This is a genomic window from Cupriavidus sp. SW-Y-13 (genome assembly GCF_009793345.1).
Classification (GTDB): Bacteria; Pseudomonadota; Gammaproteobacteria; order Burkholderiales; family Burkholderiaceae; genus Cupriavidus.
In genome coordinates, this window is record NZ_WHLX01000002.1 from 1,652,583 (window position 1) to 1,669,095 (window position 16,513).

A 16,513-nucleotide genomic window follows, 5' to 3' on the forward strand; every position below is an offset into this window, starting at 1 on the left:
AATCCGGGGCGAATGATACGCGGTTTCGACGGCGCGGCGCGGCGTGGCGTTCGAAGCTTTCATTCAAACGCCACGGCCATTCCGATTACTGGCGGATCGAGAAATCCACGCGATTGGGCGAGCCTTTGTCCTTGATGCCTTCGGCCGTCAGCTTGGGCGCTGTCAGGAAGAGTTTCGCATCGGGCACCTTGCCATCGCGCTCCAACGACTGCTTGACGGCCAGCGCGCGCTGCTCCGCCAGCGCACGCAATCCGGCGTCGGTGACCGGCGCATTCTGCAGCAGCAGTTTCTCCATCTCGGCCGGCGGCAACGACTTGTTCAGGCCAATGAAATTGGTCGGCTTCTTGAACGACTCGCGCTTGTACACGACTTCGAGATACTTCGGGTACTCCTGCTTCGATACCGTCACGCGCGCGCTCTGTTCGCCGCCCTCGCCTTCTTCGGCCTGGTTGCCTTCCTGTGCGGTGCGACGCAGTTCGCGCTCCTTGGCCTGGGCCACGCGTTGATCGAGCCAGACACGGCGCGCACCGTCCGCATCGGTAGCGGGATCGATACGTCCGCTGATTTCCAGCCGCAGCGATGGTCGATCGTTAAGCGCCTTGCCAACGGTCTCGATCTTCTTGCGCGCCTCATCGTTGAGCGTCGATGAACCCGGCGCGAACTCGATATAGCCCAGCTCCTCACCACTGCCACCAAACGCGGAAGCAATCAGCGAGAACGGTGACGTGATCGCCTTGGTCAGCAGATTCACGATCACGCGCATGATCACCCCGCCGATGCTGAACTCGGGGTCGGACAACGATCCCGATACCGGCAGGTTGATGTCGATGACACCATTGCGATCCTTGAGCAGCGACACCGCCAGCAGCACCGGCAGCTTCACCGCGTCAGGGCTGTCGGTCTTCTCACCAAACGTCAGTTGGTCCAGATACAGGTGGTTGCGTGCATCGAGCTTTCCATTCTCGATCTTGTACGCCACATCCACGGTCAGCTTGCCCTTGGTAATGGGGTAGCCCGCATATTTGGCCGCATACGGCGTCAGGCGTGTCAGCTCCACGCCGGCCGCCTTGGCGGCAATGTCGAGATAGAGCTGCTCGCCCAGCGGATTGAGCTTGCCGCTGATCGTGACCGGCGCATCGTCGTCAAGCCGGCCATCGAGCGCGAGATCCGCAGGCGTGGGATCTCCCGTTGACACCTTCGACACCGACCCCTTCATATCGGTCAGGTTCGCCGAGTAGTTCGGCTTGACGAAGAAGTCCGAGAAATTGATGTTGCCCTTGTTGATCGACACCCCACCCAACCGGATCTGCGGCTTCGGCCCCGTCGATGCCTGTGCCGGCGCCGCCTTTGCCGCGCTGACGGCTGGGGGCGCCGCGGCCGGGTTGGCCTGCGTCAGGCTGGTGGACGGAGCGGCCTCGCCCTTCTCCGCACCACCGGCCATCACGTCCTGCAGGTTCAGCCGCCCGTTGGCATTGAGGATCACGCGCGCGTAGAAATCGGACAGCGCCACATTGTTGATGCCAATCTGCATGGGCCCTTTCGTCTCATCCATGCCGAAGTCGATACCGGTCACGGAGAGCGAGCGCCAGCGCAGGAAATCCTCGCCCGAGATGCGGTCCACGGTGCGCACGTTGCCCGCCTGCGCATTGCCGTTGAAGCGCACCACCATCGGCTTGCCGGCCGGCAGGTGATAACCGAGCTTGCCCTTGAGCGACATCGTGCCGCTGCGCAGCGCCGCATTGAAACGGTCAGCCATGTAGGGCTGCATCGGCGCGAGGTCGAGGTCGCGCACATCGAGCTGGAGTTGCGCACCGGGGCCAGTCGGCATGACCTGCCCATCGATATTCATCACGCCCTTGCGGCCACTTTCGGCATGCAGCTTCACCGGCAACGGACTGGGTGACAGCGGCCACGTGACGGCTCCCGTGGTGAGGCCGATATTGCGGAACTGATGGATGACCGGTCTGCCGTTGTTGGCGCCAGCAGGCTCGTAGTCCGCCAGACGCGCTGCGCCGCCATCGACGGCAACCTTGCCGATGCGCACCTTCCACACCGGCGCCTCGGCCTTTCCATTGGCAACCCGTGCGGGCTGGGCGGCCACGCGCTTCTGCGCCGAAACATCCTCCGCAGACTCCTTGGCCCAGATCCGCGCCATCTCCAGCAACTGTCCGCGATGATCGCGTGTGGCGGATATCTGCGGCTGGGTCAATGCCACCTGCCCGGCTTCGAAACTCTGTTTGGCAAGATCGAAATTGATATCGTCCAATACCAGCTTGTCTGCGCGGAGCAGCGGCAGATTGGCGCCTTCCGTATCGGCGGCACGGCTCCCACGCGCAATACGCGCGGTGCGGACGTTCCGGCCTGAGTTTGCCGGTTTCGCCACCGCAGCCTTGCCATCCGTACCCGCCGAAGCCGGCAGCACAACGGACTCGCGCGTGGCGACGTACACCGGCGACAGTTCCAGCCGAGATTTCTGCAGCGTGAACTGGAACACGGGCTGGGTCCACGTCATCGCGTAGTGCAGTTCGGCATTGATGCCGGTCTCACCAAACTGGCTCTGCAGTTCGCGCGGCCACCATGCCGAGAACCCCTGCGGTCGCAGTCCCGCCGTTTCCAGCGTGCCGGTCAGCGTGCCGGCCTTGAGCGCCAGTTCGCCGGTGTGCTTGAGCGTCTGGCCGTTGGCGATGGTGATATTGGCGTCGAGTTTCGCAGGCTTGTCTCCTGCACTGGCCAGATTGGCCACCTCGACATTGACCGGGCCGATATCGAGCTTGCCCGGCCCTGATGGCGCCAGTTCATCGACAAACCCAAGTTTCGCTTCCTTGAGCGTGACGCGATCCACGGCATACGACCACGGCACCTCCTCTGCCTTCGGCGGCGCCTGCACGCCTGCGGCGGCGGGTGCGGAGGCGGGTGCGGGTGCGCTTGCCGCCGATGCAGCCTTCGTCTCTGCATTGGCAGTGGTCACAGGCGCGGCATCCGGCAGGAACGCGGTTGCCAGGTTCAGCGACCCATCTGCCCGCCGGGCGGCCTGCAAACCGAGTCCCTCCAGGTCGATGCTCTTGATATGCGCCTTGTGCGCAAGCGGTTCGATGCGGCCGATATCGACAACCAACCGCCCGGCCTTGACCAGCGGCGCGCCGGCATGCGTCTGCACATCGGCCTCGCGCAGCGTGATGGTGCCGGCGACGAACAGGTCCTGCTTGTCCTTGTCCTGCCGGAAGCCGATATTCAGGCGCGTGTCCACCAGCCCGCCCTTGACCTCGGCATCCTTGAGCTTTGGCGCGAACGCCGTGTACTTCGCCACCTCCAGGCCATCGAGGTTGACGTTGAGGTTGGTTTCGCGCGTATCCGCAAATGGCTGCGCCGTCCCGTTCAACGCCAGTGGCGTACCGTTAATCTTCGCGAACAGCGTCGGCAGCGTGTTGATCGTGGTGTCGTGCGGCAGGTTCGACAGAAACGGCAACGTCAGCGTGAAATTCTCCACGCGCTGCACGGTATCGAGCCGCTTGTCCTCATACAGGAAGCTGGTATTGGTGACCGCGATATTGCTGACCGAGAATTTCGCGGGCTTGCTGTCCGCCGGCTTCGGCGGCTGCGCGGCGAATCGATCCTGGATATCGGCAAAACTCATGCGCCCGTTGGCGTCGCGCACCACATGCACCGACAGCCGGTCTACATGCAGCGTATTGACCACAGGCGCCAGATGCCAGATGGAGGCCGCCGAGGTATCGGCCTCGACCTGCCCAAGCGTCAGCATCGGCGTCTTGCCGTCCGGCTCGAAAATGGTCAGGTCATTCAGCGTGGCGGCCAGCTTGAACGGCTGCACATGCGCGCCGCCCAGCGTCACCTTGCGGCCCAGGGCCTCGGTCGCCTGTTTTTCGACCAGGTACTTGATCAGCGGCGGCCCGCCGAAATAGCCGGCCAGCCCGAAAAGCGCCAGCGCCGCCGCCACGCCGCCCACCACGCGCACCGCCACGCGCCTGCGTGGCGTGGCCATGGCCGCGCCTGACGCAGCCTGGATGGAATCCTTGAAAGCCATGTCACCTCAGTTAGTCTGACCCCACGCCGCACTCGTTTCGGACGCTGTGTGCCCCGGATTTCACTTGCTTTTGTATTATGGAGACGGATTATGGCAGCCCAAAGGGCGATTTAGTATCTGGTTGCGGAAAATCGAAGTAATGGGAAATGCCAATCTGGTATCTTTACGCCTTTGCGAAGCGTACCGTCGTGCCCGCCAGCTATCCGCCGGCCCGGTTCGCCAAGTTCGTGCTGTCACCCTTCGGCCGTCTTCCTCCACGTTATCCGTGTTGCGCGCTTCGCATGTGAAGTCAATATCCATGCGAGTCATTTCATGTCCACCTCCAGCAGTACAGCCGGGGCAATGGGTGCGCAAGGCGGCCACGCCGCCCGCCCGCTGACCGGCCAGGACTACAAGACACTAGCGCTGGCCGCACTCGGCGGCGCGCTTGAGTTCTACGATTTCATCATCTTCGTCTTTTTCGCCAAGGTCATCGGCCAGCTGTTCTTCCCCGCATCCGTGCCGGACTGGCTGCGTCTGCTCCAGACCTTCGGCATCTTTGCGGCAGGCTACCTGGCGCGTCCGCTCGGCGGCATCATCATGGCGCACTTCGGCGACCTGCTCGGCCGCAAGAAGATGTTCACGCTGTCGATCCTGCTGATGTCGGTGCCCACGCTGCTGATGGGCCTGCTGCCCACCTACGCCACGATCGGCCTGCTGGCCCCGATGCTGCTGCTCCTGATGCGTGTCCTGCAAGGCGCCGCCGTCGGTGGCGAAGTGCCAGGCGCATGGGTGTTCGTCTCCGAGCACGTGCCCCCGCGCCACATCGGCTATGCCTGCGGCACGCTGACCGCCGGTCTCACGGCAGGCATCCTGTTGGGTTCACTGGTGGCCACGGGCATCAACGCCGTGTTCACGCCCGAGGAAGTCATCTCGCACGGCTGGCGTCTGCCGTTCATCCTGGGCGGCGTGTTCGGCGTGGGCTCGATGTACCTGCGCCGCTGGCTGCATGAGACGCCGGTGTTCGCCGAACTGCAGCAACGCAAGGCGCTTGCCGCCGAAATGCCGCTCAAGGCCGTGATCCGCGATCATCGCGGCGCCGTGCTGATCTCGGTTCTGCTGACGTGGATGCTGTCCGCCGCCATCGTCGTGGTGATTCTGCTGACGCCCACCTATCTGCAAACCCTGTTCGGCTTCGATCCACGCACCGCCCTTGTCGCCAATAGTGCGGCCACGCTGTGCCTGTCGGTGGGCTGTGTGGTGGCTGGCGTGCTGGCCGACCGCATCGGACCGCGCGTGACGCTGGCCGTCGGCGGCGTATTCCTGGCCGCCACGGCCTATGCGCTCTACACCACGGTGGGCACGCGCCCGGACCTGCTGCTGCCGCTCTATGCGCTGGCCGGTTTCTTCGTCGGCACGATCGGCGCGGTGCCGTACGTTCTGGTCCACGCCTTCCCGGCGCAGGTGCGCTTCTCGGGCCTGTCGTTCTCGTACAACGTCTCGTACGCGATCTTCGGCGGGCTGACCCCGGTGGTGGTCTCGCTGATGCTGAAGACCGACAAGCTCGCTCCTGCGCACTATGTCGTGGCCGTCTGCATCATGGGCATCATCACCGCCCTGTTCATCCGCAAGCGCGCAGTCTGATCGCACCGGCGCCGTCCGGAAGCGATGACGAAAAAGGGGAAGGCCACCAGCCTTCCCCTTTTTTTCTTGCTCATTCCTGGCTAAACCATCCGCCGATGCTGCCGGAAGAACTGCCACATCAACCAGCTTGCGTCGGGCCCCAGGGCACTGTGATACGGCACCGCCGCATCGCCACCGCTCCAGGCGTGCCCCAGCCCCGCCACTTCGACGAGCCTGACGAGATCGCGGCCCCAACGTCCGAAGCGCGCCTCACGGCATTCGCCCTCGCCCACGGGTGGCGCATCGTTGGCGCAATCGAGCCGTTGCCCAAGCTGGTCGCTCAGGCCGTTGTAGGCCAGGAACTGCCGCGCCAGCAGCCGCCCATTGAGTGGATTCACCGCATCGTCGTCCAGACCGTGTAACACGATGGCCGGCATTTCCGGACCGCCAAGCGTCACCCCCGCCGCATCCAGCAGCATCGCCGGCGCTGTCTCGGACCCCTCGCGCATCGCCTTGAGGCCCCCGGCCGGTGTATCGGCCGCGCCGATCACCACACCGGAATGCAGGCCCACTGCGGCCACCTTGCCGGGATAGCGCAGCGCCACCACGGCGGCCATGGCCGCGCCGGCCGACAGGCCGGCCAGATAAATCTCGCCGCTACGCACATCGGGACGCGCAGCCAGTTCATCGATCAGCATGGAGACGGCTTGCGCCTCCCGCCCGCCAACCCCGGCACCCAGATCAAACCACTGCCAGCAACGGTGCACCGAACGGCGTAGCGGCTGCTGCGGATAGGCCACGATAAAGCCTTCGCGCTCGGCCAGCGCATTCATCCGCGTGCCTGCGGCAAGGTTTTCGGGGGTCTGTTGGCAGCCGTGCAGCATCACCATCACGGGCAATGCACCCTTGGCGCGGGACGGAATGTAGAGCCGATAGGAAAGCTGCGGCACCAGTTCGCCAGGCAGCGGCGCCAGCGGAAGCCTGAGCTCCTGCCATGCGCCGGGCAGGTCGTGAGGTGCGGGTTGGCCTGGCGCGGGATGTCGCGCCCGGACAGGGGCCGAAAACGGAAAATCGATCCGTTCCAGCCAGGATCCTGATTTTTGCAAGGCCCGGTACTGCGCTCGGCCCAAGCGGCGCCATTGCGTATCCCAGGCCGGAGACAGGCTTTTCGCCATGTGAAGACTCCTGCTCGTCTGTGAACGTGGCTCCTCCTTATTGTGCGACGCAGCATAACACAGACAAACGGCGCCATCCTCGCCATTGTCTGCAAGAAGCAACATGAGAAAAGGAAACAATTCCGGCCTTTGTCGGGTGCCGATTACACAGCCCCGGCGCAGCGCCTGACACGAACTACCGCTCCGCTACCGGCGTCCAGCCCTCGGTAGAAAGCGAGCGGATGCCGCCCGCCCGGCTTGCGGTGGCGCTACCGAAGTCACGCTGATAAAAATTCCGGTCGCTATCGAGCAGAAAGGTGTGTACGCCGGTTTGGCCATAACGGGCGGGCCACGCAAGCAGTCCATACTTGGCCTTGCTTCCCGCAGGTGCCGCGATCACACGGAAACGATAGCCATAGAACGCCTCGTCAGGCGGCGTCTCGGGCACCATCGCCAGCGCGTCCGGCCCCAGCGGACTGTCGGTATCTATCGAGGCCGATGGCCAATAAAGACCGTTGGTCTTGCCCGGTGTGCTGACCAGTTGCCGGGCATATGCCCCATTGCCAACCTGCTCGGCATAACGCTGCTGTGCGTCGGCCAGCTGCAACAGCGTGTCCATCGCCACAATTTCGTTGCGGCCGATTCGCCGCACCCGGACTTCGCGCTCACCGGCCTGCAGGTCGAACTGCCAGCCTGCTTGACGCTTGACGATGGGAACGGGAAAGGTCCACCCGCTCGGCCCCACCTCGATACTCGCCGCGCCATCGCCCTGGCTGCGGATCGTATGATGCGCAGCCCATGCGCCAAGGAAGTCATAGACATCCTGCTGATCAAGCTGCGGCGGCAGAAGCCTGGTGTACTGGGCACCGAGCACGCGCCGGAGCGCATCCTGGTCGCTGCGTGCCACGCCATCGCCGAGCGCATTCATTGCCGCTTCGGGGGACGGGAACATCTCCTGGGCCATGACCGGTGCGGCAACGCACAGCAAGGCAGCCATCGCCAGCATGCGCAACGGACGCAGCCGCAGCGCACGCCTGGTGTCACTTGTCTGTTCACGCATCATCGTTATCTCCGACCATGACCGAGATGTCCGCCACCACCGCCACCACCGCCACCATGAAAGCCGCCCCCGCCGCCGCCCGAGCGTTGCGGCGCGGAACGCTGCGGCATGGCGTGGTGCGGTGACTGGCCGGCCGTGCGCTGGACACTGTTGTTGCCGCGCTGAACCTGCTGGCGCTGCCGATCTCCATTGCCCGCGTCGCGGAATGCGTTGTCGCGATTGGCATTGCGGGAGCGGTTCCGCGCATCCGCCTGATCGGCACGTTGGCGATCCGCACCGGCTGCGCGTGGGTTCTGTCCCGCCTGTCGATTCACGCCCCGCCCGCCGTGCCCTTCGATCGATTGCCCGGTTCGACCCTGGAACGACTGCGCGGCGCGGTCGCGTGCAGCATCGCGCTGATTCTGCACACCGCCGCCACCCTGCCCCGGACGCTGGGCGCCCAACTGGCCGGTCTGGCCCGGCGGCCGATTCTGCTGTCGATTGGCCAGGCCCTGCTGGCGCTGTGCGTCGAACCGGTTCGACACGTTGGGATTGTTGTACGGGACGTTGCCGCGATTGGCCGGGTTGTGCTGCCAGTTCACGTTGGCGCGGTTCACGTCCAGCCGCTGGTTCACGTTGATGTTGTTGTAGCGATTGACGTTGATATTGACGTCGTGGTTGTTCCAGTTGAATCCGCCCCAGAGCGAATTGACCGCCGCCACGCCGAGACCGAAGCCGATGCCGGCCACGAGCGAGGTGGCAAACACCGATCCCGGCGGCGGCGGATAGTAAGCAGGCGGATAGGCCGGATAAGGCCACGCGCCATAGACCACCGTGGGGTTGTACGCCGGCACGTAGACCACCTGCGGGTTGGCCGGCTCGATCTGGACGATCGTCGTGCCGCCGCTCTGCTGGGTCACCACCTTCTGCTGTTCGGTGGTCTTGAGCGAGCCCGCCTGCTGCGCCTGCACGCGCAGCCGCTGGACGGAATCCATGACATCGTCGGGCTGGGCAAGGAACGCGTCACCCACCGATTGCACCCACTGCGGCTGGCGCCCCATCATGTCCATCACCGATGGAAACGCCACAAGCGATTGCACGCTGGGATCCCAGCCTTCGCTGGCCACGGCCTTTGTTGCCGCGTCGCCGGACAGGCTCGCATTCGCCTTCGACCACTGCGCGGCGGTTGCCACATCGGCCGGATAGGTGGACGCCATCAGTACTTGCGACAGCAACGCATCAGGATAGAGCGCCACAGGCGCCAGCAGCTGATCGAGATGAGGCTTGTCGAGCTTGGCCTGCGCTAGCGCACTGCCTGTGCCGGCCAGCAGCATCATCCCCAGGCAACAGGACCACCGGGCAAGAAATCGTTGCACGCGAAACATGCTCGCTCCAGGTCAATGACGAATGGACTCACGCAACTGCGCACCGCAACCTTCTACTATCGAACTCGCACCTGCTTGCCAACGCTTGCCTGCCGCCCCGTGCCAGAACCTACTTGCGCGCCTGCGCGCACTCCTGCCGATAGGCTTCCTCCAGCCGCTTGCGGTCGGGTGCGCGCTCCAGCGTGGAGTAGGTGCGTCCGTCGGCCGTGGTCACACTGGACTGTCCTTGTGACCATTGAGATCCTGCGGGCAACGCGTTGATCTTGTCGAGCAACTGGCGGCAGTGCTCACGCTGGGAGGTCGAGAGCGTAGCGCCGGAATCGCCCACCGTGGAGGTGGCGGGATCGAGCTCAAGCATGCGCGGCGGCGCGGGCGCTACCATTGGCTCAGGCAGCTTGCCTTGCGCCATCACGTCGACAGGGGCACCGGACATACCGACACATCCCACTGCAGCCAGGGCCACCAAAAACTTTCTCACTGAAAACACTCCACAAATGCGTGGCGATGCCTGCATCGCCACGTAACGACAATCCGGCGGCCATGAACGGAGGATGTCTGACACGACAGAGATCGCGTCATGCGCGCATCAATGGTCGGACTTGCCATGACCACGGCGGCCGGTACGGTTGCGCAGCAGCTCGAGCCGCAGTAGCGCATCCGCAAGCATACTCTTGAGCCGGACGTTTTCTTCCTCGAGCTGGCGCATCCGGCGCAGATCCACGGCTTCGACCTGGCGCGCGCCACCATATCGCGCACGCCAGCCGTAGAACGAGGCATCGCTGAATCCATAGCGCGCACAAAGCTCGCGTACCGGGACGCCACTCGCGGCCTCGGCCAGGTACATGCGAATCTGCTCTTCCGAATAGCGCCTGTTCACCAATGCCTCCGCTCTGCGGTCAGCTCGCACGCGAGCCGATCAGCCTGCCGGCCTGTCCCGTCATCTGCCCGTAAGGTAGCCCACTGCCTGCGCAAACGGAATTCAGTGTCTTCGCGACCCGAGTTAAGCAATTTGGAAGCTTCGGCTCAGTCAATCAGGCGTCGGTCAACGTCCTCATGCCTTGCCACGCGTGCCATGAGGCGGCACCAAATTTCGTGTTTCCAATTTGGAAATTTGCGAAGGCAAAGCAAGCGATTCAAACTTCAGCGGGGCCCTGACGTATCGCCCTGCGGAACAACGCAAACATGGCTGCGCACCGCTGCAAGGGCCAGCCAGCGCGGTTCGCGCGTTTGTATGCTTGTTCAAACAAAGCATCTGCACAAGGTCGGCAGGATTGCCGTATCGAACACCTTTTCTGGCGATTTGCTAAATGTTGTATTAAGATTTCCTCGCAACAACTAAATTTCAAACACCTGCAAAGACGCCTCCCGGCGTTACCAGACAGGTGTCCGGCGGCACTCACCGGCAACGGTGATGACACAGCGAGCCACCGGGTCCGGGCCTGAGGAAGAGGAGCCACTGCCGTAGCACACCCGCGATCGACACAACTGTCGAAGCGATGCGGTGACCGAGGTTGTACGAGAGTGCAACCGACCGGTTGGCAATGCCCGGGCGTATCCAGGATGTCCCCCGCCCTTTTGCAGTTCGAGCTGTTCTGGTCTTCCGTGCTGTCGTGTCTTTTCTTGCGCAGCATCGGCGTTGTTCTCAGGCAGTTGCAGTGCTTCGTCACAAGAAAAAAAATTGAAGTACCGGATCGGGAGAAGTCAGTATGCGCCACGTCAGCACCAAGTTATTGCATGTGTTCGTCCTGCTCATGGAATACCGCGATCTCAGCGCGGTAGCCGCCTGCACTCAGGGGCGGATTCCCACCGTGGCCTATAGCCTCGCCCGGCTGCGCGAAATCACGGGCGATGCATTGTTCGTCAAGCGTAACGGCACGCTGGAGCCCACGCCTCACGCCATGCGGCTCGAACAGACAGCGCGCCAGATCCTCGCCAAATGGACCCAGCTCGTCCAGGCCAATGACCACACCGCGATTGGCGCTGCCCATGGACGACGACTTTCCATCGGCTTTTCGTCCTCGATTGGCGACCCCGTGATCACCGAAATTCTCACGACGTTATGCGAACGCTTTCCGCATGACAGCTTTGTGACGCGGCCCGTGATCGCCGATGCGTCGCTAGGTGACACGCTCGACGCCGGCGAGCTCGACTGCGCGTTCGTAGTCGATGGTGCGCACGTTCCTGACAGCGTGATCCCGCATAGCATCCTGGCCACGCCGCGCCGGCTGGTCAGCGCCAACCGTCATGGCACGAACGACGAGGCCGAAAGCGACTGGATTCTCTTGCAGGAGGATTGCGAGAGCAGCAGCCCGCTGCACGCATTCCTGGCACGCCGGGCCAACACGCCCGGCCATCGTGAGACCGTGGTGCCCTCATGGCATTCGCAGATCACGCTGTTGCACGCCGCGGGCGGCATCTGCCCGATCCTGGATTTCAACGTGCCGCTGGTGACCCGTGATCGCAAGACACGGCTGCTGGCACCGCCGGCCAGCTTCCCTGCCTGGGCCGCGCTGCATTTCTGGACGCCTCAGCACGGCGCAGACCGCACGGCACTGCGCGACATCATGGAGGTAGGTGCCTCGGTACTGCGCGATCCGCTCAAGGCCATCGACGGACGCCGCCACGCCAGCCCACCGGTCCGGCCGCTCGCAGTGGCCTGATACGCCTCCGCATCCCCACTGCCAAACGGCCCCGCGATGGCGACATCGCGGGGCCGTTTCACATTCCTCTGCGATTGCGCACACGAATTCCCCGCATTTTGCGAATCGTCTTACTTCGTTGAGCGCCTCACCGCATTACTCTCATCGTGCATCGCGATAGCGCCGGCTCGCCTCCCCGTTTGATCCGGCCTTGTCGCGAGCACGCAGTAGCTGCGTGTTTGCGCCGCGCGTCAATCCGCGTGCGGCGCCTTTTTCCCCCAATGCGAAACCCATGGCAAATGCCATGTGAACAGGACAGGAGCGATGGATGACGTTGAGGATACTGCTCGCCGATGACCACCCCGTCGTCATGGCGTCTGTCAGAGCCAAGGTGCAGGCGGTGGTCGGGTGGGATGTGTGCGGCGAAGTGGTCAGCGCCACAGAGCTATTGCAGCAGGTCGGACTGCTTCGGCCGGATATCGTTGTCACGGACTACCACATGCCGGGTCCGGCCGAGCTCGATGGCGTGCGGCTGATTTCTGCGCTGCGCCGGCGGTATCCCGATACCTCGGTGGTGGTGTTCACGATGATCACCAACCCGCTGGTGCTGCGGACAATCCTCGATGCCCGCGTGCAGGGACTGCTGCTCAAGGACTGCTCGCTGGACGAAATCCACACGGCAATCAATCGTGCGCAGCGAGGTTTCACCTACATCGGCAAGTCGGCATTGCGCGTGCTCGCGCCGGTGGATCTACGCAGCGTATTGCCCTGCGGTCGCGACGGCATCCAGAGGCTGTCTGCGCGCGAGATGGAAGTGCTGCGGCTCTACCTGACCGGACGGACCGTGACCGAGATCGGCGCCACGCTCTGCCGCAGCGTCAAGACCATCAGCCGCCAGAAGAACTGCGCCCTGCAGAAACTGGGCGTGACAAACGACCGCGAACTTTTCGAATGCGCCGCCCTTTACGGCCTGGTGCTTCCCGTCAACTGAATGCCATGCAAGCCACTCGCTATAATCGCTCCACCCGTCGGCCCGACCACCGACCCAGCCGAAACACGCCCACAGGCCGGGCCCTCGATCCCTGCCTGCAGGCCAGCCTTCCATCTGCCAGCCTTCAAGCGCCCATGTCATCTCCATCCACCGCGCCCCTCGCCGGCAACCCGCTCGCGGTGCCCGCCCTGCTCGTCGCCGCACCGGCGTCGGGACAGGGCAAGACTACCGTCACTGCCGCGCTCGCACGACTGCATGCGCGCCAGGGACGCCGCGTGCGCATCTTCAAGACCGGCCCCGATTTCCTCGATCCCACCTTGCTGGCGGCCGCCAGTGGCGCGCCGGTACACAGCATCGATCTCTGGATGACGGGCGAAGCCGACGCGCGGGCGCGACTGGCTGAAGCGGCCCGCGATGCAGACCTTATCCTTGTGGAAGGGGTTATGGGACTGCACGACGGTACGCCAAGCAGCGCCGATGTGGCGCGACTGTTCGGCCTGCCCGTTCTGGCGGTGATTCAGGCCGGCGCGATGGCACAGACCTTCGGCGCGATTGCGCACGGACTGGCGAACTATGGCGAATCGTTCTGCGCCATGCAGGTGCTTGCCAACGGCGTCGGTACGGAGCGTCATGCCTTGATGCTGGAGGAAAGCCTCCGCGGAAGAATGAAATGGGCCGGTGCGTTGGCCCGCCATGTCGAAGCCAGTCTGCCGGAGCGGCATCTTGGACTGTTCAGCGCCGACGAACTGCCCGACCTCATGACGCGGCTGGACCATCTGGCCGATGCATTGGCCACGCTGCCGGTGGCCGAGCTGCCACTGGCGGTGCCTTTCCGCCATGCGCCGATGGCGGCAGTGCCACCATTGTTGGCCGGAAAACGTGTTGCCATTGCACGCGACGATGCGTTCCGCTTCATCTATCCCGCCAATGTCGATACGCTGCTCGCGCTCGGTGCCGATCTCGTGTGGTTCTCCCCATTGCATGACGCCGCGCTCCCGCAGTGCGATGCCGTATGGCTGCCCGGCGGCTATCCTGAATTGCATGGCGCCGCGCTCGCCAGCAATTTGTCCATGCTGCAGGCACTGCGCGGTGCGCACGCCTCCGGCCTGCCGATGCTCGCAGAGTGCGGCGGCATGATGGCGCTGTTCGAAACGCTTGTGGATCGGGATGGAGCACCGCACGCGATGGCCGGTCTGCTACCGGGCACGGTGACGATGCAACGCAAGCTGGCAGCGATCGGCCACCAGATGGCCTTGCTGCCGTGGACTGGCCTACCGCCGGAAAGCAACGAAATACGTGGGCACACCTTCCACTACTCGACCACGGAATCGACACTGGCACCCGCGATATCGGCGACATCGCCGCGACCAGGCGGGAAAGGTGAGGCGGTGTACCGGGCAGGAAGCCTGACGGCTTCCTATGTCCACTTCTATTTCCCGTCGAATCCGGCGGCAATCGCCGCGCTGCTGCTCGGGACTTAACGGAGGGCCAATCGAGGGATCAAACGCACTTCAGGCGGCGTCGCGTTCGGCGGTGGTGGCCACTGCATCGGCGATGCCGGCCTCAAGCTGGCCGAGGCCCTTCGACAGGTTGTGCATCGTCGTCTCGGACACGTTCGCGAGCACTTCCTGCAGGAATTCGGAGCGGCGTGGCATGGCCTGGTCGACAACTTCCCGGCCAGCCGCGGTCAGCGTGACGTTGGTCATCCGGTTGTCGCGCTCGCTCGTCGTACGCTCGATCCAGCCGAGTTCCTGCAGTGCCTTGAGCTGGCGCGTCAACGCGCCCGGGTCCATCCCCACGCGATCGGCAAGTGGCTTTTGCGCGATGGGGCCTTCGTGGCCATACAGCGCAGACAGAATGCGCCAACGCGGCAAGGGATGCCCGATGCGTTGTTCGAACGCCGAGGCGTAGGCCCGGTATGTGCGTCCGAACTGTTGCAATACGGCCAGGCTTTGTCGCTCCAGTTCCAAAGTCGAATCTCCAGTTGGCGGGGAAGTCGTGTACGGGAAATCGTGGACGTCGTCAGTCCGCAGCCATCGCGGGTTCCTGCGCCCGCTCCAGCTTGATCGGCGGCACACGGCGCGTGCGCCAGATACCGATCAGCGCTGCTATGGCCGCCAGCAACAGACCCAGGTGAATCGCATTGACCAGCGACAGCCGCGCCTGCTCCAGCAGCAAGGCTCCATTGTGCCCTGCCTGTTGCAGGTTGGTCAGCAATTCCGTCTGCGCCGCCTTGTCGATCAGGATCTGCGGATCGGTCATTCGCGCCGCGTAGCTGGATGCATCGGCCGAAGCCAGCGCAGTGGTTACGCCTGACATATAGCTGCGCGTGACCAGCGTGCCAACGAGTGCAGTCCCTACCATCCCGCCGACCATACGCAGCGATTGCAGCATCGCCGTGGCAATACCGAGGTTCGCGCGCCCTGCAGCCTGCTGTGCGAAGACGGTCAGGTTCGGCAGCACAAAACCCAGGCCAAGTCCCGCGCACAACATGATTGCCAACAGCACGTTGTGATGCATGCTTCGCGTGGCTTGGGACAATCCGAGCAACGCCAGCGCCAACATGGCGAATCCCGCATACAGCATGCTATTCGGTTGCGGAATGCGGGTAATAATGCGGCCATTCACGATGCTGCCGATGGTAATGCAGACCACCAGTGGTGTGACGAGCAGCCCCGCTTCCTTCGGGGAATAGCCAAAGCCGCCTTGGAACAGCAGCGGCGCGTAAAGCAGCAGCGCAAACATCGCGAATCCGCCCAGCACGCCGAGCACGAACAGCGGCGCCAATCCGGGATTGCGGAACATCTCGAGCGGCAAGATCGGGAATTCACAGCGGCGCGACCACTGCCATAGCGCCACGAATGCGGCAATCGACAAGGCCATCAAGCCAAGCGCCACCACTGCACCGCGCTCGGGCAACCATTCCACGGACAGTTGCAGGCTACCCAGCCCCACGGCGATCAACAGCGCGCCGAGCCAGTCGATGCGCACCGGCCCCGTGTTCGATTGCTGGCGCAAATGCGGCACATAGCGCCACGCGAAGACCAGCCCGATCAACCCGACCGGGACGTTGATGAAGAACGTGGCACGCCAGCCGAACCATTCGGTCAGGATGCCGCCCAGTGATGGACCCATTGCATTGGCCAACCCGAACGCCGTGCTCATCATGATCTGCCACCGCAGCCTGACATGCGGGTCAGGGAACAGATCCGGAATACAGGCGAACGCCGTGCCTACCAGCATCCCGCCGCCGATGCCCTGCAGGGCTCGCGCCGCGACCAGGAACGGCATGCTGGTTGCCATCCCGCACAACACGGAGGCCACGAGAAACACTACGATCGATGCGAGCACGAACGGCTTGCGGCCATGGAAATCACCCAGCCGCCCGAAGATCGGCACCGTGATGACGGATGTCAGGAAGTAGGCGGTGGCGACCCACGCGTAGTATTCGAATCCCTGCAGTTCGGCCACCACTGTGGGCAGCGCCGTACTGATGACGGTCTGGTCCAAAGCCACCAGCATCACCACGAACGCGATGCCCAGCATCGCCAACAGCGATTCCCGGAACGGCAACACTTGCCCCGTATCCTGCACCTTCGGCTCATCGCCCTGCGCCGGACGTGTATCCACAGCCATATCTATTGCCCGATCAATTATTGTG

Annotated in this window: 12 protein-coding genes; 4 read left to right on the forward strand and 8 right to left on the reverse strand. The window is 63.8% G+C overall.

Annotated elements, in window-relative coordinates:
• Positions 1-85: 85 nt before the first annotated feature.
• The gene (locus GA566_RS22965) at positions 86-4,042 is read right to left on the reverse strand and encodes a DUF748 domain-containing protein (protein WP_160474120.1); all 3,957 of its coding nucleotides are present in this window, start codon (positions 4,040-4,042) and stop codon (positions 86-88) included.
• A gap of 312 nt (positions 4,043-4,354) precedes the next feature.
• Here GA566_RS22965 and GA566_RS22970 point away from each other — a divergent pair, with 312 nt between their 5' ends.
• Positions 4,355-5,665 (forward strand): MFS transporter, encoded by a 1,311-nt coding sequence (locus GA566_RS22970; RefSeq protein WP_160474121.1) that lies wholly within the window; start codon positions 4,355-4,357, stop codon positions 5,663-5,665.
• An 80-nt stretch (positions 5,666-5,745) separates the two neighbouring features.
• Here the strand turns inward: GA566_RS22970 and GA566_RS22975 are convergent, their stop codons facing one another.
• The 5 genes from GA566_RS22975 to GA566_RS22995 form a co-directional block, all read right to left on the reverse strand.
• On the reverse strand, positions 5,746-6,819 hold the full coding sequence (locus GA566_RS22975) for a PHB depolymerase family esterase (protein ID WP_160474122.1): 1,074 nt from the start codon (positions 6,817-6,819) through the stop codon (positions 5,746-5,748).
• 175 nt (positions 6,820-6,994) lie between these two features.
• Positions 6,995-7,861, reverse strand: a complete 867-nt coding sequence (locus tag GA566_RS22980) for a DUF2950 family protein (protein WP_237380592.1) — start codon at positions 7,859-7,861, stop codon at positions 6,995-6,997.
• A 2-nt stretch (positions 7,862-7,863) separates the two neighbouring features.
• A complete protein-coding gene (locus GA566_RS22985; RefSeq protein ID WP_160474123.1) occupies positions 7,864-9,222 on the reverse strand; it encodes a DUF3300 domain-containing protein in 1,359 nt (452 codons plus the stop codon).
• A 109-nt stretch (positions 9,223-9,331) separates the two neighbouring features.
• The gene (locus GA566_RS22990) at positions 9,332-9,655 is read right to left on the reverse strand and encodes a hypothetical protein (RefSeq protein ID WP_160474716.1); all 324 of its coding nucleotides are present in this window, start codon (positions 9,653-9,655) and stop codon (positions 9,332-9,334) included.
• 153 nt (positions 9,656-9,808) lie between these two features.
• A complete protein-coding gene (locus GA566_RS22995) occupies positions 9,809-10,099 on the reverse strand; it encodes a transposase (RefSeq protein WP_137924558.1) in 291 nt (96 codons plus the stop codon).
• An 829-nt stretch (positions 10,100-10,928) separates the two neighbouring features.
• Between GA566_RS22995 and GA566_RS23000 the strand changes: the two genes are divergently transcribed.
• The 3 genes from GA566_RS23000 (at position 10,929) to GA566_RS23010 (ending at position 14,333) form a co-directional block, all read left to right on the forward strand.
• Positions 10,929-11,882 (forward strand): LysR family transcriptional regulator, encoded by a 954-nt coding sequence (locus GA566_RS23000; RefSeq protein WP_160474124.1) that lies wholly within the window; start codon positions 10,929-10,931, stop codon positions 11,880-11,882.
• Positions 11,883-12,189: 307 nt separating this feature from the next.
• Positions 12,190-12,852 carry a response regulator gene (locus GA566_RS23005; RefSeq protein WP_137924560.1) on the forward strand — a complete coding sequence of 221 codons (663 nt, stop codon included), beginning with the start codon at positions 12,190-12,192 and terminating at the stop codon, positions 12,850-12,852.
• Positions 12,853-12,986: 134 nt separating this feature from the next.
• Positions 12,987-14,333 carry a cobyrinate a,c-diamide synthase gene (locus GA566_RS23010; RefSeq protein ID WP_137924561.1) on the forward strand — a complete coding sequence of 449 codons (1,347 nt, stop codon included), beginning with the start codon at positions 12,987-12,989 and terminating at the stop codon, positions 14,331-14,333.
• Positions 14,334-14,363: 30 nt separating this feature from the next.
• On the opposite strand, the gene GA566_RS23015 is transcribed toward GA566_RS23010, so the two are convergent.
• Complete coding sequence (locus GA566_RS23015) at positions 14,364-14,822, reverse strand: MarR family winged helix-turn-helix transcriptional regulator (protein ID WP_137924562.1); 459 nt, start codon at positions 14,820-14,822, stop codon at positions 14,364-14,366.
• A gap of 52 nt (positions 14,823-14,874) precedes the next feature.
• Entirely contained in the window at positions 14,875-16,488 is a 1,614-nt protein-coding gene (locus GA566_RS23020; RefSeq protein WP_370459341.1) for an MFS transporter, read from the reverse strand.
• Between the last annotated feature and the right edge of the window lie 25 nt (positions 16,489-16,513).

Excerpts from the sequence above, each read along its gene's own strand:
- GA566_RS22965 (WP_160474120.1), bottom strand. The coding sequence starts at position 4,042 with ATGGCTTTCAAGGATTCCATCCAGGCTGCGTCAGGCGCGGCCATGGCC.
- GA566_RS22970 (WP_160474121.1), top strand. The coding sequence starts at position 4,355 with ATGTCCACCTCCAGCAGTACAGCCGGGGCAATGGGTGCGCAAGGCGGC.
- GA566_RS22975 (WP_160474122.1), bottom strand. The coding sequence starts at position 6,819 with ATGGCGAAAAGCCTGTCTCCGGCCTGGGATACGCAATGGCGCCGCTTG.
- GA566_RS22980 (WP_237380592.1), bottom strand. The coding sequence starts at position 7,861 with ATGATGCGTGAACAGACAAGTGACACCAGGCGTGCGCTGCGGCTGCGT.
- GA566_RS22985 (WP_160474123.1), bottom strand. The coding sequence starts at position 9,222 with ATGTTTCGCGTGCAACGATTTCTTGCCCGGTGGTCCTGTTGCCTGGGG.
- GA566_RS22990 (WP_160474716.1), bottom strand. The coding sequence starts at position 9,655 with ATGTCCGGTGCCCCTGTCGACGTGATGGCGCAAGGCAAGCTGCCTGAG.
- GA566_RS23000 (WP_160474124.1), top strand. The coding sequence starts at position 10,929 with ATGCGCCACGTCAGCACCAAGTTATTGCATGTGTTCGTCCTGCTCATG.
- GA566_RS23005 (WP_137924560.1), top strand. The coding sequence starts at position 12,190 with ATGACGTTGAGGATACTGCTCGCCGATGACCACCCCGTCGTCATGGCG.
- GA566_RS23010 (WP_137924561.1), top strand. The coding sequence starts at position 12,987 with ATGTCATCTCCATCCACCGCGCCCCTCGCCGGCAACCCGCTCGCGGTG.
- GA566_RS23020 (WP_370459341.1), bottom strand. The coding sequence starts at position 16,488 with ATGGCTGTGGATACACGTCCGGCGCAGGGCGATGAGCCGAAGGTGCAG.